Origin of the sequence: Clostridium sp. C1, from assembly GCF_018223625.1 — a bacterium.
In the GTDB taxonomy this organism is placed as follows: Bacteria; Bacillota_I; Bacilli_A; order Erysipelotrichales; family Coprobacillaceae; genus Allocoprobacillus.
Genome location: NZ_CP073631.1, coordinates 377,801 through 402,366, shown reverse-complemented (window position 1 = coordinate 402,366; position 24,566 = coordinate 377,801). Strand labels below are relative to the sequence as shown.

The following is a 24,566-nucleotide window of genomic DNA, read 5'->3' as shown; positions in this document are numbered from 1 at the left end:
TATCTTCTATTTGGCAATTTCATTTGCACGGACTTCACGAATAACAGTCACTTTGATATGACCAGGATATGTTAATTCATTTTCAATTTTATCTTTAATATCTCTTGCCAGCTGATGGCTCATCAAATCATCAACCTGATCTGGCTTGACAATAACACGAATTTCACGTCCTGCCTGTATCGCAAAGACCTTATCAACACCATCAAAACCTTTTGAAATTTCTTCCAGTTTTTCAAGACGTTGAATATAATTTTCAATCGTTTCACTGCGACTTCCCGGTCTGGCAGCAGATAATGTATCAGCAGCAGCCACTAAAATCGAAATCACGCTCGTTGGTTCTACATCACCATGATGTGATTCAATCGCATTAACAACAGTCGCATTTTCACCATATTTTTTAGCAAATTTGACACCTAATTCTACATGACTCCCTTCCATTTCATGATCAATGGCTTTCCCGATATCATGTAATAAACCAGCACGTCTTGCCAGTTGTTGATTTAAGCCCAGTTCTGCTGCCATCATACCGGCAAAATGTGCAACTTCTAAAGAATGCTGTAAAGCATTTTGCCCATAGCTTGTACGATATTTCAGCTTTCCAATCAACATCACAATTTCTTTATGAACACGCGATAATCCCAATTCAAAAATAGCATCTTCACCTGTTTTTTGAATCACTTCACGCAATTCATTTTTTGTTTTTTGAACAACTTCTTCAATACGTCCAGGTTGAATTCTTCCATCACGAATCAAAGTTTCTAATGATAGACGTGCAATTTCACGACGAATTGGATCAAAACATGAAATAGTAATAGCTTCCGGTGTATCATCAATAATCAATTCAACCCCTGTTGCATTTTCAATAGCCTTGATATTTCTTCCTTCTCGTCCAATAATACGTCCTTTCATTTCTTCGCTTGGCAAAGCCACAACATTAACCGTTCTTTCAATCGTTTCTTCTTGTGAATAACGATTAATAGCCGCTGCAATAATATCTTTAGCATAAAGCGAAGCTTTAGACTTGGCTTCATCTTCCTGCTCCTTAATATAAGCTGTGACTTCTTTAGACATTTTTTGTTCAACTTGTTTAAATAATTCTTCCTTTGCTTCATTAGCGCTCATTGCTGCAATCTTCTCTAATTCTGAAATCTTTTCATCGATCTGATTCTTCAATTGAGCTTCTAATTTCCCTAGTTCTTCACTTTTCTTTTCTAATTGCTCTGCTTTTTCTTCCAAAACATCTTCTCTACCCTGTAAAGCAATATCTCTACGATCAATATTTTGTTCTCGCTGCAATAGCTTGTTTTCAAATTTAGTAACTTCTAAGCGCTGTTCCTTGATTTCTTTTTCTGCTTCCAGCTTATATTCATAAGCCTGTGTTTTTGCATCAAGAATAGCTTCTTTGACAATATTATCTGCTTTAGAATTCGCTTCTTCAACAATTTTTGTGGCATCTCCATGAGCTTTTGAAATACCTAATTTTGTTAAAAGAAAATATAAACCAAATCCCAAAGCGACACAAAGAACATAGGTAACAATAGTAAGAAGGTTTTCATCCATAATCTTTTCCTCCTATTTCCTATGACAAATTTCTATTTGTGCATAACGCACATATAACATTATATCGTATTTTTGTGAAATTGACAATAAAATATCAAAAGATTGCATGTTCACCCATTAGACAACAAAAAAAGCCAATATAGAAATTATATTGACTCATCTTCTTGAGATGCAAATATCTGTGTTTTAATTTTTTCTTCAATTTCAGACATAATATCCGGATGCTCAGCTAAGAAAATTTTAACATTTTCCCTTCCTTGACCAATCTTTTCACCTTGATAAGCATACCACGCTCCAGATTTATCAATAATATTATGAGCTACTGCCAAATCAATGATTTCCCCATCTCTGGCAATCCCTTTCCCATAAATAATATCGACCGATGTTGTTTTAAAAGGTGGTGATACTTTGTTTTTCACAACTTTAATATTGACCTTATTTCCGATAATTTCACTACCATTTTTAATGGCTTCACTACGTCTGATTTCAATACGTACAGAAGCATAAAATTTTAAAGCACGACCTCCTGTTGTTGTTTCTGGATTCCCATACATCACACCAATTTTTTCTCTTAACTGATTAATAAAAATAATCGTACAAGATGTTTTATTCATCAATCCAGATAAACGACGCATAGCCTTAGACATCATACGTGCCTGTAAGCCTACCGAATTATCACCCATTTCACCATCAAGTTCGACCTGTGGAACCAGAGCTGCTACTGAATCGACAACAACCAGATCAATCGCATTACTTTTTACCAATGTTTCAGCAATGGCCAATCCCTGTTCACCACTATCTGGCTGTGATAAAATCAGCTCATCAACATCTACACCGAGATTTTTCGCATAAACTGGATCAATAGCATGTTCAGCATCAATAAAAGCTGCACGTCCACCCTGTTTTTGAACTTCTGCAATCGCATGTAATGTTAATGTTGTTTTCCCACTTGATTCTGGTCCATAGATTTCAATGATACGTCCTTTAGGATAGCCCCCTATTCCCAGTGCCGCATCCAAAGTCAGTGATCCTGTTGGAATGACATCAATATCTACAGCCACACGATCACCCAGTTTCATAATAGAACCTTTACCAAATTGTTTTTCAATCAAATGAATGGCATCAGTCAATGCTTTATCCTTTTTTTCATCAACTGATTCCGTTTTTTTCACTTTCTTTTCTGCCATAAAATATTCCTCCTACTATTTATATACAACACATTTTTGAGAAATTACTTCAAAATTTCTAAAATTTTTTCAATTCCTAACAAAATAGCCTGTTTTTGAATATCATCACGACTTCCAGAAAGATGATAACAAAATGTATGAATATGCTCCTGATAAGCAATTCCAATATAAATTAAACCGACTGGTTTTCCCTCCATTGCAGATGGTCCAGCATTTCCAGTAAACGAAATACATAAATCACAATCAAAAAGCTTTTGTCCTTGAATGGCCATTAAACCTGCCACTTCTTGAGAAACAACTCCAAATTGATTGATAACTTTTTCATCAATATGCAAAACATCTCTTTTAATACGTGTCTGATAACTCACTAAAGTTCCTCGATAAACTGCAGAAATACCACTGATACTTCCAATCGCTTTAGCAAAACCACCAACAGTAAAACTTTCCACACTACTAATAGAAATCTGTCTTTGCATTAATAACTGTGCTAATTCTTCCATTCTACATACTCTCCAAAATATATTGACGATTCTTCATAAAATAATCCACACCACTCACAAATGAAATCAGCGTTGCTATCCAGATCATGATCTGATCCATTGGGATATGCAATCCTGCAAAAACAACATTATTCAACAATAATAAACAAATCGCAATCATCTGTGTCATTGTTTTCGCTTTACCTAAATAACTGGCAGCCAGAACAATATTTTTCTGACTGGCAACCAGACGAATAGCATCAACAATCGTATCTCTGGAAATCATAATAATAGGAATAATGATATGGATATCCTGAGATGACGCTAATAATAATAATGCTGTATTGACAATCAGTTTATCAGCAATTGGATCAATAAACTTTCCAAAAGTTGTAATCAGATGATATTTACGTGCAATATAACCATCAAAATAATCTGTCAATGCTGATAAAGCAAAAATGAAAAATAAGACTATATCCAATAATGATAATGATGAGGATAATATATGAAAAACAGGTATTTGAATTCCTAAAGATTGATAAGGTATTAAATAAACAATAATAAATAATGGGACACTCACTAAACGAATTGTTGTTAATTTATTGGGTAAATTCATGTTATTCCTTCTCTAATGTCAAAATTACATCAACAGGACGATCCTGATTTGTATTTTTATCTTCATCAGTCAATGGAACTTCCTGATTATTAATATAGTAACGATGTCCTCGATTATTACCATTACGTAAATCTAAACTTTCAAAATCATTCACATCAAAAGTCAATTCAACAACTTCTGTGTCACCATCTTCATTTTCATGATAAATTTTTGAGACAAACTGATCATAAATTTCATCATTGACTCTCATCTGTGCCCAGCATGGTGCATTATATTCAATCTTTAATGTGAAAGTTGTCGCATCTGCAGGTAACACAAAACTATAATCCAAAAAGTCATTTCTTGTAAACTGAACAGTTTCTTCTGTTGTGTTCTGATTATCACCAGATGTATCTGGAGAAGATGTATCTGGTACTGGGTCAACCTCTCCTTCTACTGTTAACTGATTTTCTGGCTTCGCTGGTTCTTCTGTCTTTGAACGTGTTGCATAAAAACCAAACCAGATTACAACAATGACTAGACATACCAAAACAAGAATAATAGCGGCACGAATAATTGTCACATGTGACTTATCTTCATAAACAGAAGGTTTTCTAGTTAATTGAGGTGCTTTAAAAGAAAATTTTTTTCCTTTTTTCACAATTTCTTCATTATGTTCTTCAAGCATTTCCTTCTCTTTTAAATCTTCCAGTTCAATTTCTCTTGTTAGTTCTATATACTGTTCTGTCAATTGTTCACTATCCATATCTAAAGCCTGTGAAATTTTCTTTAAATACATTTTCACATAAGCTTCATCCCCTTTATAGCGATCAAACTTTCCCTTTTCTATATCTCTTAAAACAGCTACTGAAATTTTTGTCTTTGCTGATAAATCTTCAATCGTCATTTTCTTGCTTTCTCTTGTTTGACGAATCTTTTCACCTAAATTATCCAAAAAAATACCTCCTTATTTCCAGAAAATGTCCCTTCAATAATAATCATATTAAACCATAAAATATCACGTTTTACAATACCAACACTATTATTTTATGAATTTATGAACAAGTTATGAATTTTTCACAAATCACTATACATTTCATGATTTTTTTCTTTCAAATAGAAAAAAAGTCGACATTTCTATCGACCAAAAAATGCTCATTCTGATAAGCCGAGTTCTGTTTTTCAACCGATTATTTATCTATGCATTGCATCTTCATGTCCGTTCGTTTCCTTTCATGAAGCTCCCCTACCAAAATTTGGGTTTCATCCTTGCAGAGTTTACCTCTTTTCACTCTTTTTTTCAAAAGACATTGTTTCTGTGGCACTTTATGACTTATCAACCATGCCTGACGGTTTAGGTCTTAGGTCTGTCGTTAGCCAAGCTACCTGCATTTATTAGATGCAGTACAAACACTACAATCATCACAGATTGTGGATGCCCGGACTTTCCTCTATTTCTAGCAATCGGTTCTCATGAGCATAACTATTTTACTCAAAAACATATCAAAAAGCAATCATTATTTATTTTTATAAACTTCTTTTTCCAAATTTGATATTCTTTTCAATAAATCCACATTTGAAGAAAGATTTTCTTCCATTGAACGTAAATTATCCTGTTGAATCATATGTTCTCTTTCCATATTTGCCATTTTCATTTTTAAAGCTTCATTTTCTTTTTGAAGATTTTCAATCTGTTCATAAGATTCATTCAACATTTTTGCAAATGTTTCATAATCTTCTACAACTGTGTCTAAAAAATAATCCACTTCTGTAGCACTATAACCTTTAAAATCTATTTGAAAATGTTTATTTAAAATTTTCTTTGGACTTAATTGTATTTTATTTGCCATATACATCACCTTTCCTCCACCATATTTTCACAAAAAATAATTATAAATGCAAGATATTTTTAAAAAAAGATGTTTTTCCACACAAATTAGACAAGATGGAAAAAATATATGTTATAATGTGGTGGTAAATGAATGAAAGGACATGATTATGGTTAATTATCCAAATATGAAACGCTCGTGGCAATCTCATGCCATGATGACAAACGACAAAAAACATTATACAGCCCATCGTGGGATGTCACTAGAAGAAGATATTTCCTTATCTAATCAATATTATCTTTCTCATGACATTGCAGTTATTTATAAAAAACCCACACCCATTCAAATTGTAAAAGTGGATTATCCTCGACGTGAATCAGCTAAAATTGTAGAGGCTTATTATAAAACACCATCCACAACCGATTATAATGGCATTTATCGAGGCAGATATATTGATTTTGAAGCGAAGGAAACAAAAGTCAAAACCTTTCCATTTGCGAATATTTCCAAACATCAGATTGATCATTTACAAAAAATTATCAATCATGGTGGGATTGCTTTTGTTATTATTGCATTTACCTCATTAAATGAGGTATACTTAATTGACGCAAGTCATATGATCAATGATTATTATCATTCCCAACGAAAATCAATAACTTATCAAAAAATCAAAGATTTGGGACATCTGATTCCACAAGGTTATCAACCTCGATTAGATTATTTAAAAGTTGTTGATGATTGGTATTTTAAGGAGGACGAATGATGAAAAAAATAACTCAAAAGAAATCAAACAAAAAACAAAAAAGACGTATCATTAAAGTAATTTGTCTGATACTGGCTGTTTTGATTACTTCGGGAGGAATGTATCTGGGATTTGGTATCTTTAAACAGGTTGAGGGCTTTTCTAAAGAAAGACTTGTCTCAGATGAATCCTCTGTTCTATGTACAACTGATGGAGAAGAATGGTTCTCTGTGGCACGTGGAGGTGTTCAAAAAAATGTCAGCTACAACGATATTCCACAAGTCATGATTGACGCTGTTGTTGCTGCAGAAGATTCACGTTTCTTTGAACATAACGGTTTCGATGTTCCTCGTATTGTTAAAGCATTGTTAGGTAATATTGCTGCAGGAGGCATTACCTCTGGAGGCTCAACAATTACCCAGCAGCTGATTAAAAAATCTTATTATCCAGATGAAGAACAAACCATTGAAAGAAAAATTGGTGAAATTATTCTTTCGATTGAAGCCACTTCTCAAACAACTAAAGAAGAAGTTTTAGAACTTTATCTCAATAAGATTTATTTTGGTTATGGACCTCAGACAATTGGTTTATATGCTGCTTCAAAATATTATTTTGATAAATCAGTACAAAATCTGACTTTACCAGAAGCAGCTCTTTTAGCCGGAACACTAAATTCACCAAATCGATATGATCCATTTAGAAATCTGGATTTAGCCCAAGAATGTCGTGATAAAATCCTAGATTTAATGGAAATGCATGGTTATATTTCTAAAGAAGAATGTGAAGCAACCAAAGCGATTCCGGTTGAAAATACATTAAAATCAAATCCTGTATCAACAAGTGGTCAATATCAGGCGTATGCTGATAAAGTCATTCGTGAAGTTCAGGAAACAACAGGATACGATCCTTATGAAACACCTATGCGTATCTATACATATATTGATACAGATGTTCAAAAAGAACTTGATAGTATCGCTAATGGTGAATCTTATGATTTTCAAGATTCCAGAATTCAAGTAGGTGCAGTCATTCAAGAATCAACAACCGGACGTATTGTAGGTGTTTTAAGTGGCCGTGATTATACGCCATTAGGAACAACTTATGCTTATGCTTCTAAAACAGGGGCAAGATATGGTCAAAAAAATCAGCCCGGTTCTTCATTAAAACCATTGATTGCTTATGCAGCTGCCTTTGAATTTTTAGATTATTCAACAGCTCATTATGTTCATGATGTTCCTTATGAATATTCTAATGGTTTTGTCCCTAGTAACTGGAATGGGAAAAAATATAACGGTGATATTTCTATTTCTAATGCCTTAAGTAATTCATGGAATGCTGCCGCTTTACAGACATTTAGTGAAGTCATTACAGGAAAAGATTGTAATGGCAATGATGTGGGTGATGGCATTGGCATTGATGGAGCAACAGAATATTTAGAAAGCTTAGGTTTTGATATGGAAGATGAAGCTGTTGATATTGGTTATGCCATTGGAGCATGGCGAAAAGGTGTCACTCCAGAATCAGAAGCAGGAGCTTATGCTGTGATTGCTAATGGGGGAACATATATTGAACCTCATACTGTTCAAAAAATTGAATTATTATCAACTGGTGAAGTCATTGAAATTGATCAACAATATCAAGAAGACAAAACACAGGCTCTTTCTGAAGAATCTGCTTATATGATTCGTGATATTATGACAAACTATGTTAAATCTGGAACAGGAACTTATCGATTATTGAATTTAGGTTATCAAATTGGTGCCAAAACGGGAACTTCTAATCATTCCAGCGACAAATCACAAGTTGCTAATCCAAAATTAGCTGGTCATAGTAAAGATGCATGGTTATCTGCTTATTCACCAGATTATACATGGAGTGTCTGGACAGGATATAGTGGTGAAGATCAAAAAGATGGTTATTATATCAAGAGTAACCGTGATACAAACAATATTTCTGCTATGATAGCTAAATTCTTACATCAAGATGGTGTGAAAAACTCTTATTCTTCTATGCCATCTGGATTAGTCAAAGCAAGTTGTGTATCAGGCATTTATCCATATGTCAGTGCTGGTGACGGTGTCCCTAGTGATCGTGTGGTATCAGGATTATTTAAAAAAGGGAATACACCAAGTGGTAGTGCCAGTGGTGCCAGTCTAAGCAATCTTGCTTCATTTACAGCACAAATGACGGATAGTAAGCTGCAAGTGAATTTTAGTGAATATGAACCAAAAAGTATGACGGAAGATGCCACACCTACTAAAACATATAAAGTAGGTGGAGATAGTTATACACTTCCTTATTTAGGAAATATCAATCAAATTTATGGCAAAGTTGTTTATAAAGTCGATATTACTGATGCCAGTGGAAAAGTTGTTCATAGTCAGACACTCAGCAGTGCTTCAGGAACTATTGATTATACACTCGCTGCTGGAACGTATACAGTCACAGGATATTATGCTTTTGAAAGTGGCAATGGAACATCAAATAAGATTTCACAGACAGTCACTGTAGAAGATACAACACCTGCTAGTTATACACGTTTATCAGTCACTGAAAATTCAGCAACTTATCAAATCACTGTTCCAGTTGGAACAACAATCACTGCTTCACTCAATGGAGCAACACAATCTTTACAAGCAAATGGAACAATCACATTTAGTGAATTGACTGCCAATACAAGTTATAATGTGACATTCACACAAACTCTTGCAAATGGTCAAACTGTAACATTAGGAACAGATACTTTTACAACATCTGCTCCTTCAACACCTCAAGTTGATCCTACAGTGCCAACCACACCAGTGCAATAGGAAAACAAAAGACTGAATCTTTCGTAGATTTCAGTCTTTTGTTTTCTCTAAATATTTTTTACGTTTTGGTTCTTTACACATATCAATAAGAGGACAATCTTGGCACTGAGGATTCATGGCTTTACAGTGATAGCGACCAAAGAAAATCATTTGATGATGGGTTTTAATCCATCTTTCTTTTGGCACTGCTTTTTGAAGTTTCTTTTCTACCGTTAAAACAGAATCCTTTTTCAAAGCCAATCCCAGCCTTTTAGAGATACGTTCTACATGTGTATCCACTGCAATAGCTGGAACTTTAAAACCTTCTGAAATGACAACATTAGCTGTTTTACGACCAACACCGGGCAAAGTCTGTAAAGCCTCATGGTTGCAGGGAACTTGTCCATTAAAATCACTCATTAATTTTTGTGCCATTGCTTTGACATTTTTCGCTTTATTGCGATAAAGACCAATTGTACGTAAATCTTCTTCTAACTGTGATAGAGGAGCATTCGCATAATCCTCAACACAACGATACTTTTGAAAAAGATGAGCTGTTAATTTATTAACACTGGCATCTGTTGTTTGAGCCGACAACATCACTGCAATCAAAAGTTCTAATTCATTTTGATGCACAAGCTCACACTTGGCATCAGGATACATCTGATCAAAAACATCTAATATACGCTGTACTTTCTCTTTATTCATGATTTTCCCACCATTTATAATCCTTTATACTTTGTTCTACTTCCTGATGTGTCGATACATTGGTTGGCGCATAACGCTTTGTTACCCCATAACGTGCCCAATTGTCCAGAATCTTTTCAATATATCGAAAAGTGATGACACCAGATTTAACCGATTCATTTAAAGCATCTACAATCATTTCATCATCATATCCTTGACACTTTAAAGAATTAATTAATTGAACTTCTCTTTGACTTAAACTACGTCCAAAAGCATCTTCAAAAATACCAACCAGATCAATATCCTGATCTGTTGACTGTTCATTTTGATCCAACAATAATCTTTGTAATGGCTTAAGATTCAAAGAACCATTCTGCCTTGATATCCAATGTTTATCTACCAAAGACATCAAAATATCATCTAATTTTTGAACAGATAAAGAACAAATCTTAGAAATCTGTAATGGTGTAATAGGTTTTACACCAATTTCATCTAGAGTCATAATTAATAGCAAGACATAACATTGCTGATCAGAAAGTTGCAACGACTTTGCTTTTAATATCAATAATTTTTGAAAATCCACACAACGATAATCTATTAATTCATCCATACAACTACCCTAACCTTACTGCCTTTATAAACTCTCCAGACATGAGATCATAATAAACATATAATAACGATTCATCCTCTTGATAACGTCCATAATAAACAAATCTTTCATTTTCATAACCCACTTCTAAATCATCAATGACTATTTGATACTTTTGTTCAATCGCCTGTTGAACATCTTTGGAATCAGCCACACTTCCCTGATAAGTATCAACAAGTGCCAAATCTTTATTATAAGCCACATAGGATGTAACCCCACTGATTTTAACTCTTGCAATATAATATGTTTCCTTACCACGATATTCACTAAAATAATCATCATATTCATATTGATTGGTTTCACAGATTTCATTTCTTATTTCATCTAAACCATGATGATATTGATAATATGGAATATGAACAAACAACATATAAAACGAAACAACCGCTAAAATAATAACCAAAACAATAACTGATATAATAAACGTCTGTTTTTTCAATCTGTTCACCTCCAGTGTTTTTATTATATAACAAAACCATTAAAATGCAAAACAAAATTAAAAAGACCCTCAGGTCTTTTAATCATCTCGAGAATTTCCTAAAATAATCAGAAAAATTCTTAACATACTCATCAATGTAGAAATCATTGCAGCCACATATGTCATCGCTGCTGCTGATAACATCTTTCTAGCTCCGGGATATTCTTCAGATGTCAAATAACGTGTTTTTAAAATAGCTAAAGCACGACTGGATGCATCAAATTCCACTGGCAATGTTATAAGCTGGAAAGCCAAGATTCCACACATCGCAATAAATCCGATCCATGCAATATTTGTTTGACCTAAAATCAAACCTATAAATATTGCAATCCATCCTAAATATTGCCCCACATTCGCAATCGGTAAAATCGCATTTCTTAAAGAAATAGGTACATATTTTTCTTTATACTGAACAGCATGTCCACATTCATGCGCAGCCACAGCCAAAGATGCAATAGACGTTCCATGATAAACATCACTGGAAAGGTTAATTGTCTTTTTGCCCGGATTATAATGGTCACTTAATTGCCCTTTCACTTCATAAATCATAATATCATATAATCCTTCACTATCTAATATTTCTCTAGCAACCTGCGCTCCTGTAATCCCTCTTGCATTGGCAACTTTACGATAACGATTATATGTAGATGTCACTTTCATTTGTGCCCACAACGCCAATATCGCAGCCAATACCACAAAAATTGTTCCAATCATATAATAGCTATTATAATAGAATCCATAAAAAGGAAAAAACATTTTCTATCACCTCAGTCATTATAATATACCCTTTATATTAACTCTATATGTCAAAAAAGATGCAATTTTAATTCATTGCATCTTTCAATCTATTGCTTGGCTTAAATGAAACAGTTTTACTAGCTGGGATAATCATAGCTTCTTTTGTTTTTGGACTAACACCTTTACGTTCTTTACGATTATTCACTTTAAAAGTTCCAAATCCAGAAATTAAAACTTTATCCCCATTCAAGATACTTTCAATCATTGTATCAAAAACTGTATCTACTAACGCTTCAGCATCTTTTTTTGTTAAATCTTTTTTTAGTGAAACGATATCAATAAGCTCTTTTTTATTCATTTTTTATACTGCCTCCTACTTAAATCTAAGTAGTAGTATAACATTTCAAAAAACTAAGTGCAATAACAAATTTATAAAACTATCGCAATCACATTAGACTTCCCTTTATTGACGATTTTACTCAATATATCATGTACTCTGATACAAGCAGTTTCATTCATAGAAGCCAATTTCACACGCATTCCTTCATTAATCAGATCACCTAATTTACGTCCAAAAACATCACAATCAAAGATGGCTTCTTTATTATTTTTACCATGACTTTGCAAATATTGAATAAATGCTTCCGCCTGTTCCTTAGAACCAATGATAGGTTCAAAAGTGGATTCAATATCAACCTTAATCATATGAATAGTAGAAGCTGTTGAAACAAGTTTCATTCCATAACGTGGTCCCTGTTTAATGACTTCCGGTTCACTCAATTCAATATCATTCAAAAGTGGTAAGGCATAGCCATAACCCGTCTGTTTAACCATTTGTATCGCACTTTGATAAGCCTGATATTCTTGACTCATCTGCTTCAGTTCTTGAACCTGCCTTAAAAATAAAGCAGCATCAAATTTTTCCTGTCCTAAAATTTCATTTAATATTTCCTGATATAAACCTTTTCTTTCTTGAATACGTAATGAAGCTGATGAAGAAGATGTATCAATGGATGAAAGATACGCTTTATGAATAAAATCAAATTCACACATATGCGTTGCGATTTTTTCAACATCTCTGAAACGGTGAATCTCTAGTAATGATTGTTCTAATGATTCATCTAAAGTCTGTTTTAACCAATGAGAAGTATCCATTAAGGCAATCCAACGAGGGACTTCAATCTTCACTTCATGAATTGGAAACTCATAGAGTGCTTCTTTTAAAAGATGGGTGATATCTTCTTCATTCATTTCTGTGACTTTTAATGAAATGACTGGAACATCATGTTTATCTTTTAAAGATGTCACGAGTTGTGTACATTGAAGACTTTGTGGTTCTTTAGAATTCACAACAATCACAAATGGTTTTCCAATATCTTTTAATTCATGAATAACATCATCCGTTGCCTGAATATAATCTGCACCCGGAATTTCACAAATTGAACCATCACATGTCATCACGATACCAATGGTTGAATGATCTTGAATCACTTTTTGGGTACCAATCTTGGCTGCTTCATCAAAAGGAATCGCTTCTAAATACCATGGGGTTTTGACATAACGAATGCCTTGTTCATCCTGATAGCCTTTCGCACCATCAATCACATATCCAACACAATCGACCAAACGAATATTAACACCAAGATTATCCCCTACTTGAATATGCGCAGCCTGATTAGGAACAAACTTAGGTTCTACAGTCATGATCATTTTCCCTTCACCAGATTGTGGTAATTCATCTGTAGCACGAATTTTCGCTTCCGGATTATCAATATAGGGAATCACAGCCTTTTCCATAAAACGTTTAATAAACGATGATTTACCCACCCTGACCGGTCCAACAACCCCTAAATAAATGTCACCATCACATCTTTTACCAATATCTTTTAATATATCTATTGTCTGCATAGACTTCCTCCTTCTCACACATCAATATATGATTTCTCTTTTTTGTTTAGAACATTTTTATAAAAAGTCAAAAAGTTCATCATTTGGTGATAAAAAAATGATACAATAAAACATATCAAAAAAAGGAAGGATATTATGAAACTAAAAAATACAGTTTTAATTGTGAATGATTTAGAACAATCAAAGAAGTTTTATAAACATATTTTAGGTCTTAAAACAATATTGGATTTTCACGGTTCAGTTACTCTAACATCGGGGATTGTCCTTCAATCAAAAGAAATATGGAAAGAGCTCATTCATAAAACAGATCAAGAGATTATCATGTTGAATCACGCTGTTGAATTATCTTTTGAAACAGAAGATATTGATGCCTTCATGTATGTTTTAGATCAATATCATGTCACACTATTACATCCTTTAAAAGAAGGCGCTTGGGGGCAAAGAGTTGTCCGTTTCTATGATTTGGATGGACATGTCATAGAAGTGGGAGAAAGTATGCGTAAAATCATCAAAAGACTTCTCAGTCAAGGCTTCTCTTATGAAGAACTAGCTCATCGCTTACGTGTTCCTCTTGACTATATTAAACAGATTATGGAATGATATCAAAAAAGCAAAAGTGTTAATGCTTTTGCTTTTTTTTGTGTTTATTCATTTTTTTAATTTCTTTATTCCAATACTGATTGGCTTTTTTCATAAAAATGCGATCTGTCAGCATCGTTGTTTGACTATAAAACTCTTGATGATGAATAATGGCCTGTGCCAGTTTTTTCATTTCATTACAAACAACAAAACGTGACATCGTATTCATGATAAAAAATATAGAACCAATTTTTAAACTTCCCTTATATTTAAGATGTTCTCGCTGACACCAGTTTTTTATAATCTTTTCAGAAAGATCACATTTTTCTGGTTCATATTCATCACATCCAATCAATGCATAGACTTCCACATTCCCTTTAGGTTGTGTTTCCAGACGCTCAAAGATTTCTAAAGTAGAAGATGGAATGGAATTTAATGCAACAGGAAATAAAAAGACAACTTGATCATATTGGAAAAAGGTACGTTCATCAAATCGAGAAGCATAACGGATATCCAAATAATCACAATGCTCATTAAGATAGCCTTCAAGTCTGGATAAAAAAGGTTTCATAAATGTTTGTGTATGTTTTAATCCTGAATTCAGTAAAAGAATCTTAGCCAAGATCAACACCTCCAAACGTACGAAGCACTTCGTCTAATTCACTTTCCTCACAAAAATAAGCATCAACAGAAGAATAAGAATAACCCAATGTCGAATCATCTAAAATATCTTTAAAGAGTTTCTTTTCTTCATCTGTTGCTTCTCCATAACCAATCACAAGCAGTTTTTTTCTTAATTGACTCAAACCCAAATGACAAGTTTCACCATCAACCATCGTATAAAAAGGTTCTTGATTCACAACAAGTCTTTCTAACATCTTTTTAAAAGGTATATCAAAACAACCATATTTCACTCTTGTAATATAAATAATTAACTGACAATCATTCGTCCATTTAGAAATGATACTCATATCATCCTTAAAATAACAGGCCCCTTCACATTTTAAACAAGTCAAACCACCCGTACATGATGAATAATGAATATTATTTAAATTGACAATGACGGAATTTTGAAAATAATCGGTTGAAATATCTCTATCTGTTACTACTAAATTCTTCATGTGTTTTCTCCTTTGCCTCTTATTTTATTATGGATGAACCCCTTTTGTCAAACATGTTACGAAAAATCAATCACTTCAGTCGCAATCTTCTGTTGAAAATACTGGTCATGTTCAACAAATAATAAAGTCGGCTGATAAGTCAAAATAGCTTGTTCAATCTGTATACGTGAAAAAATATCAATATAATTAAGTGGCTCATCCCATATATATAGATGGGCTGGTGAGGCTAATGAAATAGCCAGCATGACTTTCTTTTTTTGACCTTGACTGAGTTTTTCTAGAGGAATATCAAAATGTTCACGAGAAAATCCTAATTTCCTTAATAAAGTTTTAACTAAGGTTAAATCGCTATGACACTGTTCTATCCAATCATCCAGTTGACCACTTAAAAAAGTACAATTCTGTGGAACATAGGAAATCTTTAACTGACTTCCACATATATATTGTCCATCATATTCAATCTTTTCACCTAGAATAAAACGTATTAAGCTTGATTTACCACAACCATTAGGTCCTTTTAATAAAATACGATCATGTTGATGGATAGTCAATGAAAGATCTTCAAATATCTGATGATGATCATAAGATAATGAAAAATGCTGGAATTGAAGGATTTGATTTTGAAAGTATTTTAAACAATGAATTTTTAAATCATCATATTCTTCAATATCCTTTAACAGAGTCTTTTTCTTTTCAATAGCCTGTTGTTGTCGCTTTTCAATAGCACGAGAACGCTTCATCATTTTTGCAGCCATATGCCCAACATATCCTTTATCTGCGGCTCCTTTTTTAGATTTTTCAATCTGATAACCCCAATTTTGTTTTTGACGCTTAGAACTTTCCATTTTCACAATATCTTTTTTCAGTTTCTTATTTAACATCATTTCTCTTTCATCTTTTTTGGTTTTATCTTCATACCAGCTAGAAAAATTACCATTGACCACATCAATACTTTGAGGATTTATAGCCATCACATGATCACAACAGCTATCAATAAAATAACGATCATGACTGACAAGCAAAAAACCTTTTTGACGTTTTAAATATTCTCCAATTTTCAAACGAGAATCTTGATCAAGATGATTTGTTGGTTCATCAATCAATAAAAAAGAGTGTTCCTTCAAAAAAAGAATAGCTAATAAAACTTTTGTCTGTTCGCCATGAGAAAGTGTTTCAAAAGGACGATAAAACACATCCATTGCATCCATTCCTAATAAACGAAGTTCTTTTTCTAATCGCCAGTTTTCAAGTGACGGTTCAATTTCGTAACAGACATCTAATGTCAATAATTGAGGATTTTTTACTTCATAAGGAAAATAACAGCATTTTTCATGTATCATGATTTGTCCTTGATATTCATATTCATGCATCATCAGTTTTAAAAGTGTCGTCTTACCTCTTGCATTTCTACCAATCAAAGCTGTTTTAAAATGTGTATCTAATACAAATGAAACATCGTCAAAAATCAATTCATAACTTCCATCATACCCAAATGTTAAATGTTGAACTTGTATTAAAGACATAAAGTATCACTCCTTTCCAAAATAAAAACGACAAGAAAATAGTTCCTGTCGTTATATACATCATTTGTAATTAAAAGAGTTCTATTTTCCTGCAAATATCATCAATACAATTGTCCATTTTGGCAAGAAAATAAATACATCTTTTCACACCCCTTCATCAGTTATTATTATAATCTTTTTATAATAATATTTCAAGAAAATGATTTACACAAATTTTTGAATATCAGAAGGGACTTGATTATTTTGAATGATTTGAATGATTTTATCCATTTGTTCTGGTTTTACTTGTTTATGTGTTAATTGAGAAATTTTTTGAACAAAATCTCTAATATTTTGTTCATCTTTTAAATCTTTTGTTTGCAAATCATTCGCTAATGAAAGTATATCTTCTTTAGATACATGTGTTTTTTGTGAAACTTTATCTAATAATTTATCTTGTTTATCCAATTCGATCACCCATGTTAATATATGCATCACTGAACATTATTGTTCAGCTTTTAAATCTCTTAACATTAAGGAGTGAATCGTTTCCTGCGGTGTAGCATTTTCATATAGAACACGATAAACCGCATCCACAATCGGCACTTCTATACCATAATCATGTGTTGCTACATCATCATGAATGACTTTACACGTACGAATCCCTTCACAGGTTTTGGTATTATGTGCCATAAAATCCAATGCACGATTGCTTTGACCAATTTCCAGTCCCGCCTGAAAGTTACGTGAATGAATAGAAGAACATGTCACCACGAGATCCCCAATACCGGTCAAGCCAAAAAACGTTTCACGATTAGCACCTTTGACTGTTCCATATAGACTCATTTCATAAAGTCCACGTGTAATTAAAGCTGCACGTGTATTATCACCATAGCCCAGCCCCGCAATAATTCCAGAAGCAACAGCAATGACATTTTTATAGGCAGCCCCATATTCTGCACCAATTTCATCTGTTGAAGTATAGACTCTAAAATAATGATTAGAACATAATTTTTGAACATCTTTGGCACAATCTTCATCAAGTGATACAGCACAAACAACAGTCAGCATACGCTCAACAACTTCTTCAGCATGGGATGGACCAATCAAGGAAACAACAGGATGAATCTTGGTACTGTCTAAAACACTTCTGATTGTATCAGACATACGCATATTGGTATTCATATCAAATCCTTTTGCCGCATTAATAATAGTGACAGGTTGTGTCAATAAAGGTTTGACCTGTTCCAGTACCCCTCTGACATATTGTGTTGGAATCGTAATTAAAAGATATTGTGCATCTTTTATAGCATCATTTAAAGATGCACTGGCAACAATACTTTCTTCTAATCTCACATCTTTAAAATACTTATAATTACAATGTCTTATATTAATATCATCAATTTCGCTTTGATCAATACCATATAACATAACTGTATGACCATTATCATTAAAGACCCTTGCTAGTGCTGTAGCCCAGCTTCCTGTTCCTAAAATTGCTATTTTCATCTTAGTCCCTCTTTCTACAAAGAATGTGGATTGGTGTTCCTTCAAAACCAAATGCATCTCGCAAACGATTTTCTAAATAACGTTTATAACTAAAATGTAAATATTGTGGATCATTTGTAAATAAAACAAATGTTGGCGGACAGACACTCACTTGATTGGCATAATAAATCTTTAAACGTCCCCCATTAAATGTTGTGGTTGGATTCATTGTTTGCGCATCAATCAAGACATCATTTAAGACACTTGTCGCCACACGTTTTTGACTATTTGCATAGACTTCTTGAATCAATGGTAATAATAAATGAACACGTTTATGATCTTTCGCTGAAACGAAAACAATAGGAGCATAATCCAGATACTTCAATTGTTCACGTATCTGATTTTCCATTTTCTTCATTGTTTTAGAATCCTTTTCAATCAGATCCCATTTATTGACTACTAAAATAACAGCTTTCCCTGCTTCATGCGCATAACCAGCTACATGTTTGTCTTGCTCAACAATCCCTTGATGACCATCAATCACCATTAATACAACATTGCTTTTTTCAATGGCTGATAAAGCACGTAAAACAGAATATTTTTCAATATTTTCATAAACTTTTCCTTTTTTACGCATACCAGCAGTATCTACAACACAATATTTTTGTCCATCTTTTTCAAAAGCCGTATCAATAGCATCACGGGTTGTTCCTTCAATGTCAGAAACAATAACACGTTCTTCTCCTAAAATAGCATTCGTTAATGAAGATTTTCCAACATTTGGTCTTCCAATAATAGAAAAACGAATCACATCATCTTCTTGAGTTTCCTCCACTGCTGGCAACTGATGAATAATTTCATCCAAAACATCACCAATTCCAATACCATGACTTCCTGATACAGCAATAGGATCACCAATTCCTAAACTATAAAAATCATAAATATTATCTTTATAAATCTGATCGTCAATTTTATTCACAGCGAGTACAACAGGTTTTCTTGATTTTTGTAGTAAACGTGCAACAAATGTATCTTCTTTTGTAATACCTTCTCGTCCATTGACCACAAATAAAATAATATCAGCTTCTTCAATTGCAATCTCAGCCTGCATTTTAATTTGTTCTGTAAAAGAAGCATTTTCCAGTTCAATTCCACCTGTATCAATGATTCTAAATTCACGTGTCAGCCATGATGCATCTCCATAGATACGATCACGTGTGACTCCTGGTGTATCTTCAACAATTGATACACGTTTTCCAACAATACGATTAAAAATTGTCGATTTCCCAACATTCGCTCGGCCAACAATCGCTACGACTCCTTTTTTCATTATGAATCACTCCTTATATTCTTTCTTCTACAAGCTGCATGACTCTGGCTACAACTTCTTCCAATGTCATATCAGAGGTATCTATCTCAATAGCATCATCAGCTTTCTTTAAAGGCGAAATAGCACGTGTCATATCTTGTTGATCACGCATTGCTATTTCTTCTTGAATCGCTGCTAAATCAGAGTCAATACCCCTTTGTAAATTTTCTTTATGACGACGTAATGCACGACATTCAATACTTGCGACTTGATAAATCTTTAATTCAGCATCTTTTAAGACAACTGTACCAATATCTCTACCATCAAGAATAACGCCCCCACCTTGAGCCATTTCACGCTGTTTTTCAACAAGAAAACTTCTGACAGCGCCATATTGAGAAACGACACTGGCTCCCATTGACACTTCATTTTCACGAATGGCAGATGTCACATCTTCACGATTCAATTGGATGGTTCCATCAGGAAACATACGGATATCAATATCTTTTAAAAGCATAGATACCGCCTGTTCATCAGTCACATCAACATTCTTCAATAAAGCATAATAAGCCACACAACGATACATCGCTCCTGTATCAATATATGTATAATTTAAATTTTTAGCGACCATTTTCGCAATCGTTGATTTTCCTGCAGCCGCCGGTCCATCAATCGCTATAGAAATTTTTTTTGACATATCTTTTCACTTTCCCTTTCCTTTTAGAAAAATAGCTGTTTTGCGATAAAGAACGCTAAAACAATAAATATAACGATAAAAACAATAATCACATAATTTAAAATAGTCACAAGTTTACTATCTTCTTGGTCTTCATCATCGCTATCTTCTTTTATATTTTCAACAGGTTCTTGATGTTTTTCTCTTTTTTCTGTCTTTTCTACTTTTTCACGTTTTGATTTTTTCTTATCTTCTTTCATAAAATCAGCCACTGTCAAACCTTCTTCATACTTTTTCAATTCTTCAGCATCTTCTTCTGGTGACATAGCCGCCAGTTTTTCTAGTAAAGACATCTTTTTTTGTGGTTCAGCTTTTACTTCTGATTGAGAAGCTTCACTATGTTGAGGCTGATGTTCTTCAGATTGTTTAATCTTATTTAAAATATCTAAGCGAGTATTATATTGTTCCTTACCCATATTTGTTTTTGCCTCATTTAATGCAGATTTAATATCTTCGCTATCTGGTTTTAACGTTTCATAAGACAATGGTTCCATCAAAGTATCTTGAATATCTTTTTGATGGTTTTGTGGAAGAAAAGATAAAAAATCATCATCCTCATCATCTTGTTCATATGTTACTTGACGATCAATTGCCACTTCTTCTTTCATTTCATCTCTTAACTCTTTGTATTTATTTATTCTTGTTTGTTTCTCCATTTTACATCACCGCCACCATTATAACATAACTATAAAAAATTATAAAATAAACTTTTAAAATAATTCCATTTAGTATATAATAGGCATATGAATAGGAGGTAAAAAAAATGTATAAAGTGAATGAAAATTGTATTGGTTGTGGTTCTTGCACAGCAGTATGTCCAGAAGTTTTCGATTTAAACGCTGATGGTGTTGCAGAAAACATTATTGGAGAAGTACCTGCTGAATTAGAAGAAGCTGCAAAAGAAGCAGCAGAATCTTGTCCAGTTGATGCAATTGTTAATGAATAAGAAAAGAAGCTCTCTTGATTAGAGGGCTTTTTATTCTTTATGAACACAATAACTATTCATTTCATTTTCAATGAGATGTTTCTTTGTTTCATTTTGTGGTGGTTCAAGAAAACTAATCGTATGGCATTTATGACACCAGATAAAATGAATTCCCTGTAATTCTTTATATTCAATCAAAGGCTCTTTTGCCCCACATATACCACAAACATCTTTAATATTCGATTCTAAAACAACACTACGCATATTTCATCCTCCTTGCTTTTATTATAATCACTTTAACATCTTCTTCAATAAACTTCATCATACAAATATCGACAAAAAAAGGAATATTCTTGAAAATATTCCTTTTTGATTATTTATGATTATTTTTTTTAGCTAAAGCCATAGCTTTTAAATCTTTGACTTCTTGAGGTTTTAAACGACGATATTGCTCCGGTTTTAAGCCTTTTAAATCAATCATACCCACACGTAAACGATGTAGTCTTTTTACAGGATGTCCCACTGCTTCAAACATCTTTTTCACCTGTCTATTTTTTCCTTCAATCAATTTAATCATCAACATCGTTGTGCCATGTTCTTCATCTTTACCAACAATTTTAATACGACAAGGTAATGTTTTTACACCATCTAAATAAATACCTTTTTCTAATTGATGCACTGTCAATCCACTGATTAATCCTTTAATGCTGACTTCATAAACCTTTTCAAGATGAGAAGAAGGATGCATCATCAGATTCGCAAACTCCCCATCATTGGTCATCAACAATAAACCAGATGTATCATAATCCAATCTACCTACTGGATAAATACGTTCCTGTACATCACCAAAATAATCAATCACTGTTTTTCTCCCTAACTCATCACTTAATGAAGTGATACATCCTTTAGGTTTATAAAAAACATAATAAACTTTATTTTCACCTTGGAGAGCCTTTCCATCAACCATGATCAAATCTCCTCGTTTCACTTTAAAACCTAATTCACTTACGACTTCACCATTGACTTCGACTCTCCCTTGACGAATAAGGTCTTCCGCTTTTCTTCTTGACGTATAGCCACTCGCCGCAATTGCTTTTTGTAGTCTTTCCATAGTATCCCGTCCTTTCCAGATACCATTATACATAATTTATGCAATTATACAAACATTTTTAAATAAATCATAATCGCAAATATAACCGATAAACAATCCATTATTAAACCAATGGGTAAAGCATATCTGGTTCTTTTCATATGAATAGATGAAAAATAAATTGTGACAACATAAAATGTTGTATCACTGCCACTTTGAATCAATGTGGCCAGTAAACTCAAAGGATGATCCACACCAAAAGTTTCATAAAAAGAATATAAATAAGTTAATGATGCATTGGCACTGACCGGGCGTAATAGACCCAAAACAATGATATCTATAGGAATATGCAAAAGACTTAATAAGGGTGAAAACAAATGACTTAACAAATCAATTGTTCCACTGCTTTGTAATAATTGAATAAAAACCATTAAAGCCATAAATGTTGTAAATAATGTTCGACATAATTGCAGGGCATCTTTGACACCATCTATAAAATCATCAAATAAAGGAAGATGCTTCATCAAACCATCAATAAAAACACATAGAAGAAAAAGAAAAACAATCTTATTCATGATCAATCACCCTTTGCATGATTAAACCAATTATAATAATGGAAATACCAATCAAAAGCATATAAGGATAAAAAGCATAAATATCTTGTGAACCCATTTGTTGTCTGATCATCAAAAGAGTAGATGGAAACAAAGACAATCCGGCTGTATTGATAATGACTAAGGTCAACATAGGACGACTGGGGCGTTTCGAGTGAGGATTAAGCTCTTGAAGTTTTTGAAAAGCCTTGACACCACTTATTGTGGCAAGAGTTCCTAATCCAAGTAGATTAGCAAGAATATTAGAAGATAAATAAGTATAGATGACTTTATTTTTAATAACGGATCCATAAATAAGATGAAAGAGTGGTTTCAATAAAAAAGAAAAATAATTCATAAAACCCGTTTTTTGAATAACATTTAAAAAACCACCCCATAAACAAGCAGATAAAATAACATTGAAAAATAAATCCCAAACCATATAAGGTGTATCCATCAAAGCATTCATCATAGCTTCTTCTTGATGGCAACACAAACCAATTATCAAAAAAACAACAACACTCCATTTCCATATTCTAGCCATTGAAACACTCCCCAAGCAGGATTCTTGTATATTTAAAAATAGTTGTCAAAAAGTTTTGATGCGTCACTTGATAAATAGGTTTTTGATCAATATAGACTTGTAAAACATCACCTGTTGATTGTAAAGAAACATTTTGGCTTTCTTGACCACAATAATATAAATCTTGATCAATTAAAAAAGAATGACCATGATATTGATAAATCCCTTTAGATAAAACAAGAACATTTTGATATTTTTTAAAACATTCTTCATATTTTTGTTGATGAAATTCAAAATCATTACCACAATTAAATGTCACAATAATTAAAGACACATCATCCTGAATAGCCCTTGTGACTAAAGTTCTTTTGGCTTTTTTTGTATATCCAGTTTTTCCACCTACACAATATTCATATTCGTTTAATAGTCTGTTTTTATTATGCCATGTTCCCCCTCCATCTTCTCTTTGATAAGTTTCTTTCATCACAATATCATTAAAAATAGGATTCAATGAACAATATGACATCAACAAAGCCATATCATAGACACATGATTGATTTCCATCATCTTCTTCATCTAAACCAGTTGGATTAGAAAAATGAGTTCTTGTCATGTTTAATTCCTGTGCTTTTTGATTCATCATATCAACAAAATTTTCAATACTTCCACCAATATTTTTTGCAATGACATTCGCTGCATCATTTCCACTTCTTAAAAGGAGTCCATGTAGAAGATCTCTTAAATTCATTCGATCACCTATATGTACATAGATGCCACTTCCCCATGCTTCATTGACTTCTTCACCTATTTTGTATTCATCATCCAATTGACCATTTTCAATCGCAACAATAGCTGTCATAATTTTAGAAATAGATGCTACACTTTGTACTTCATAAATATCTTTTCCTTCTAATACATTTTGATGCGTACTCTCCATCACAATATAAGATTTTCCCTGAAAATCAACAGCATGAACAGGCATCATACATAAAAGGAAACATAAAAAAAACACACTTTTCTTCATATAATCACCTATAATACTATATGAAATAAAAAGTG

At 33.0% G+C, this 24,566-nt stretch carries 29 protein-coding genes and 1 other RNA gene; 4 read left to right on the top strand and 26 right to left on the bottom strand.

The annotated features are described in order from the left end of the window. Positions 1–6: 6 nt before the first annotated feature. The 7 genes from rny to KEC48_RS02030 all read right to left on the bottom strand — a co-directional run bounded on the left by rny (position 7) and on the right by KEC48_RS02030 (position 5,671). Entirely contained in the window at positions 7–1,560 is a 1,554-nt protein-coding gene (rny, locus tag KEC48_RS02060) for a ribonuclease Y (protein ID WP_087357932.1), read from the bottom strand. A 146-nt stretch (positions 1,561–1,706) separates the two neighbouring features. Continuing rightward, positions 1,707–2,747: a recombinase RecA gene (gene recA / locus KEC48_RS02055; protein WP_211964047.1), complete on the bottom strand. Its 1,041-nt coding sequence runs from the start codon at positions 2,745–2,747 to the stop codon at positions 1,707–1,709. A gap of 44 nt (positions 2,748–2,791) precedes the next feature. Further along, positions 2,792–3,247 carry a CinA family protein gene (locus tag KEC48_RS02050; RefSeq protein WP_087357930.1) on the bottom strand — a complete coding sequence of 152 codons (456 nt, stop codon included), beginning with the start codon at positions 3,245–3,247 and terminating at the stop codon, positions 2,792–2,794. 1 nt (position 3,248) lies between these two features. After that, positions 3,249–3,842 (bottom strand): CDP-diacylglycerol--glycerol-3-phosphate 3-phosphatidyltransferase, encoded by a 594-nt coding sequence (gene pgsA / locus KEC48_RS02045; protein WP_211964046.1) that lies wholly within the window; start codon positions 3,840–3,842, stop codon positions 3,249–3,251. 1 nt (position 3,843) lies between these two features. Continuing rightward, positions 3,844–4,776, bottom strand: a complete 933-nt coding sequence (locus tag KEC48_RS02040) for a helix-turn-helix domain-containing protein (protein WP_087357928.1) — start codon at positions 4,774–4,776, stop codon at positions 3,844–3,846. Positions 4,777–4,982: 206 nt separating this feature from the next. After that, positions 4,983–5,298, bottom strand: an RNA gene (rnpB, locus tag KEC48_RS02035) — RNase P RNA component class B. Between the two features lie 40 nt (positions 5,299–5,338). After that, positions 5,339–5,671: a DivIVA domain-containing protein gene (locus tag KEC48_RS02030; protein ID WP_087357954.1), complete on the bottom strand. Its 333-nt coding sequence runs from the start codon at positions 5,669–5,671 to the stop codon at positions 5,339–5,341. A 142-nt stretch (positions 5,672–5,813) separates the two neighbouring features. On the opposite strand from KEC48_RS02030, the gene recU reads away from it, so the two are divergent. Both recU and KEC48_RS02020 read left to right on the top strand, forming a co-directional pair. Then, on the top strand, positions 5,814–6,413 hold the full coding sequence (gene recU / locus KEC48_RS02025; RefSeq protein WP_249191394.1) for a Holliday junction resolvase RecU: 600 nt from the start codon (positions 5,814–5,816) through the stop codon (positions 6,411–6,413). Next, complete coding sequence (locus KEC48_RS02020) at positions 6,413–9,202, top strand: transglycosylase domain-containing protein (protein WP_211964045.1); 2,790 nt, start codon at positions 6,413–6,415, stop codon at positions 9,200–9,202. The genes recU and KEC48_RS02020 overlap by 1 nt, the downstream gene beginning before the upstream one ends. A gap of 30 nt (positions 9,203–9,232) precedes the next feature. Here KEC48_RS02020 and nth read toward each other — a convergent pair whose 3' ends face one another. From nth to spoIVA, 6 genes are all read right to left on the bottom strand, one after another. Next, a complete protein-coding gene (nth, locus tag KEC48_RS02015) occupies positions 9,233–9,889 on the bottom strand; it encodes an endonuclease III (RefSeq protein WP_087357925.1) in 657 nt (218 codons plus the stop codon). Beyond that, entirely contained in the window at positions 9,882–10,478 is a 597-nt protein-coding gene (locus KEC48_RS02010) for a DnaD domain protein (RefSeq protein WP_211964044.1), read from the bottom strand. Before KEC48_RS02010 ends, nth begins: the two co-directional genes overlap by 8 nt. A gap of 4 nt (positions 10,479–10,482) precedes the next feature. Then, a complete protein-coding gene (locus tag KEC48_RS02005; RefSeq protein WP_087357923.1) occupies positions 10,483–10,956 on the bottom strand; it encodes a hypothetical protein in 474 nt (157 codons plus the stop codon). Positions 10,957–11,034: 78 nt separating this feature from the next. After that, positions 11,035–11,751, bottom strand: a complete 717-nt coding sequence (locus KEC48_RS02000; RefSeq protein ID WP_211964042.1) for a zinc metallopeptidase — start codon at positions 11,749–11,751, stop codon at positions 11,035–11,037. A 67-nt stretch (positions 11,752–11,818) separates the two neighbouring features. Beyond that, on the bottom strand, positions 11,819–12,091 hold the full coding sequence (locus KEC48_RS01995) for an HU family DNA-binding protein (protein ID WP_087244188.1): 273 nt from the start codon (positions 12,089–12,091) through the stop codon (positions 11,819–11,821). Positions 12,092–12,162: 71 nt separating this feature from the next. Further along, the gene (gene spoIVA / locus KEC48_RS01990; protein ID WP_211964040.1) at positions 12,163–13,641 is read right to left on the bottom strand and encodes a stage IV sporulation protein A; all 1,479 of its coding nucleotides are present in this window, start codon (positions 13,639–13,641) and stop codon (positions 12,163–12,165) included. Between the two features lie 135 nt (positions 13,642–13,776). On the opposite strand from spoIVA, the gene KEC48_RS01985 reads away from it, so the two are divergent. After that, a complete protein-coding gene (locus KEC48_RS01985; protein ID WP_087357920.1) occupies positions 13,777–14,241 on the top strand; it encodes a VOC family protein in 465 nt (154 codons plus the stop codon). A gap of 19 nt (positions 14,242–14,260) precedes the next feature. Here KEC48_RS01985 and KEC48_RS01980 read toward each other — a convergent pair whose 3' ends face one another. From KEC48_RS01980 to KEC48_RS01945, 8 genes are all read right to left on the bottom strand, one after another. Then, positions 14,261–14,842: a hypothetical protein gene (locus KEC48_RS01980; RefSeq protein WP_211964038.1), complete on the bottom strand. Its 582-nt coding sequence runs from the start codon at positions 14,840–14,842 to the stop codon at positions 14,261–14,263. Further along, positions 14,835–15,341, bottom strand: a complete 507-nt coding sequence (locus tag KEC48_RS01975) for a hypothetical protein (RefSeq protein ID WP_087357918.1) — start codon at positions 15,339–15,341, stop codon at positions 14,835–14,837. Before KEC48_RS01975 ends, KEC48_RS01980 begins: the two co-directional genes overlap by 8 nt. A 56-nt stretch (positions 15,342–15,397) precedes the next feature. Next, complete coding sequence (abc-f, locus tag KEC48_RS01970; protein ID WP_211964032.1) at positions 15,398–16,864, bottom strand: ribosomal protection-like ABC-F family protein; 1,467 nt, start codon at positions 16,862–16,864, stop codon at positions 15,398–15,400. 204 nt (positions 16,865–17,068) lie between these two features. Continuing rightward, positions 17,069–17,311 carry a stage VI sporulation protein F gene (locus tag KEC48_RS01965; RefSeq protein WP_087244182.1) on the bottom strand — a complete coding sequence of 81 codons (243 nt, stop codon included), beginning with the start codon at positions 17,309–17,311 and terminating at the stop codon, positions 17,069–17,071. A gap of 36 nt (positions 17,312–17,347) precedes the next feature. Continuing rightward, positions 17,348–18,352: an NAD(P)H-dependent glycerol-3-phosphate dehydrogenase gene (locus tag KEC48_RS01960; protein WP_087244181.1), complete on the bottom strand. Its 1,005-nt coding sequence runs from the start codon at positions 18,350–18,352 to the stop codon at positions 17,348–17,350. A gap of 1 nt (position 18,353) precedes the next feature. Then, on the bottom strand, positions 18,354–19,661 hold the full coding sequence (der, locus tag KEC48_RS01955; RefSeq protein WP_087357915.1) for a ribosome biogenesis GTPase Der: 1,308 nt from the start codon (positions 19,659–19,661) through the stop codon (positions 18,354–18,356). Positions 19,662–19,674: 13 nt separating this feature from the next. Then, a complete protein-coding gene (gene cmk / locus KEC48_RS01950; RefSeq protein ID WP_205089012.1) occupies positions 19,675–20,337 on the bottom strand; it encodes a (d)CMP kinase in 663 nt (220 codons plus the stop codon). 23 nt (positions 20,338–20,360) lie between these two features. Further along, positions 20,361–21,032, bottom strand: coding sequence for a hypothetical protein (locus tag KEC48_RS01945; RefSeq protein WP_087357913.1), 672 nt, complete (start codon positions 21,030–21,032; stop codon positions 20,361–20,363). A gap of 107 nt (positions 21,033–21,139) precedes the next feature. Here KEC48_RS01945 and KEC48_RS01940 point away from each other — a divergent pair, with 107 nt between their 5' ends. After that, positions 21,140–21,322, top strand: a complete 183-nt coding sequence (locus KEC48_RS01940) for a ferredoxin (protein WP_087357912.1) — start codon at positions 21,140–21,142, stop codon at positions 21,320–21,322. Positions 21,323–21,352: 30 nt separating this feature from the next. Here the strand turns inward: KEC48_RS01940 and KEC48_RS01935 are convergent, their stop codons facing one another. The 5 genes from KEC48_RS01935 to KEC48_RS01915 form a co-directional block, all read right to left on the bottom strand. Continuing rightward, complete coding sequence (locus KEC48_RS01935) at positions 21,353–21,565, bottom strand: hypothetical protein (RefSeq protein WP_087357911.1); 213 nt, start codon at positions 21,563–21,565, stop codon at positions 21,353–21,355. A gap of 109 nt (positions 21,566–21,674) precedes the next feature. Beyond that, complete coding sequence (locus tag KEC48_RS01930) at positions 21,675–22,412, bottom strand: pseudouridine synthase (protein WP_211964030.1); 738 nt, start codon at positions 22,410–22,412, stop codon at positions 21,675–21,677. Between the two features lie 44 nt (positions 22,413–22,456). Further along, a complete protein-coding gene (locus tag KEC48_RS01925) occupies positions 22,457–22,966 on the bottom strand; it encodes a spore maturation protein B (protein ID WP_205089009.1) in 510 nt (169 codons plus the stop codon). Next, positions 22,959–23,528, bottom strand: coding sequence for a hypothetical protein (locus KEC48_RS01920; RefSeq protein WP_211964028.1), 570 nt, complete (start codon positions 23,526–23,528; stop codon positions 22,959–22,961). The genes KEC48_RS01925 and KEC48_RS01920 overlap by 8 nt, the downstream gene beginning before the upstream one ends. After that, on the bottom strand, positions 23,521–24,492 hold the full coding sequence (locus tag KEC48_RS01915; RefSeq protein ID WP_211964026.1) for a serine hydrolase: 972 nt from the start codon (positions 24,490–24,492) through the stop codon (positions 23,521–23,523). Before KEC48_RS01915 ends, KEC48_RS01920 begins: the two co-directional genes overlap by 8 nt. Positions 24,493–24,566: the final 74 nt, after the last annotated feature.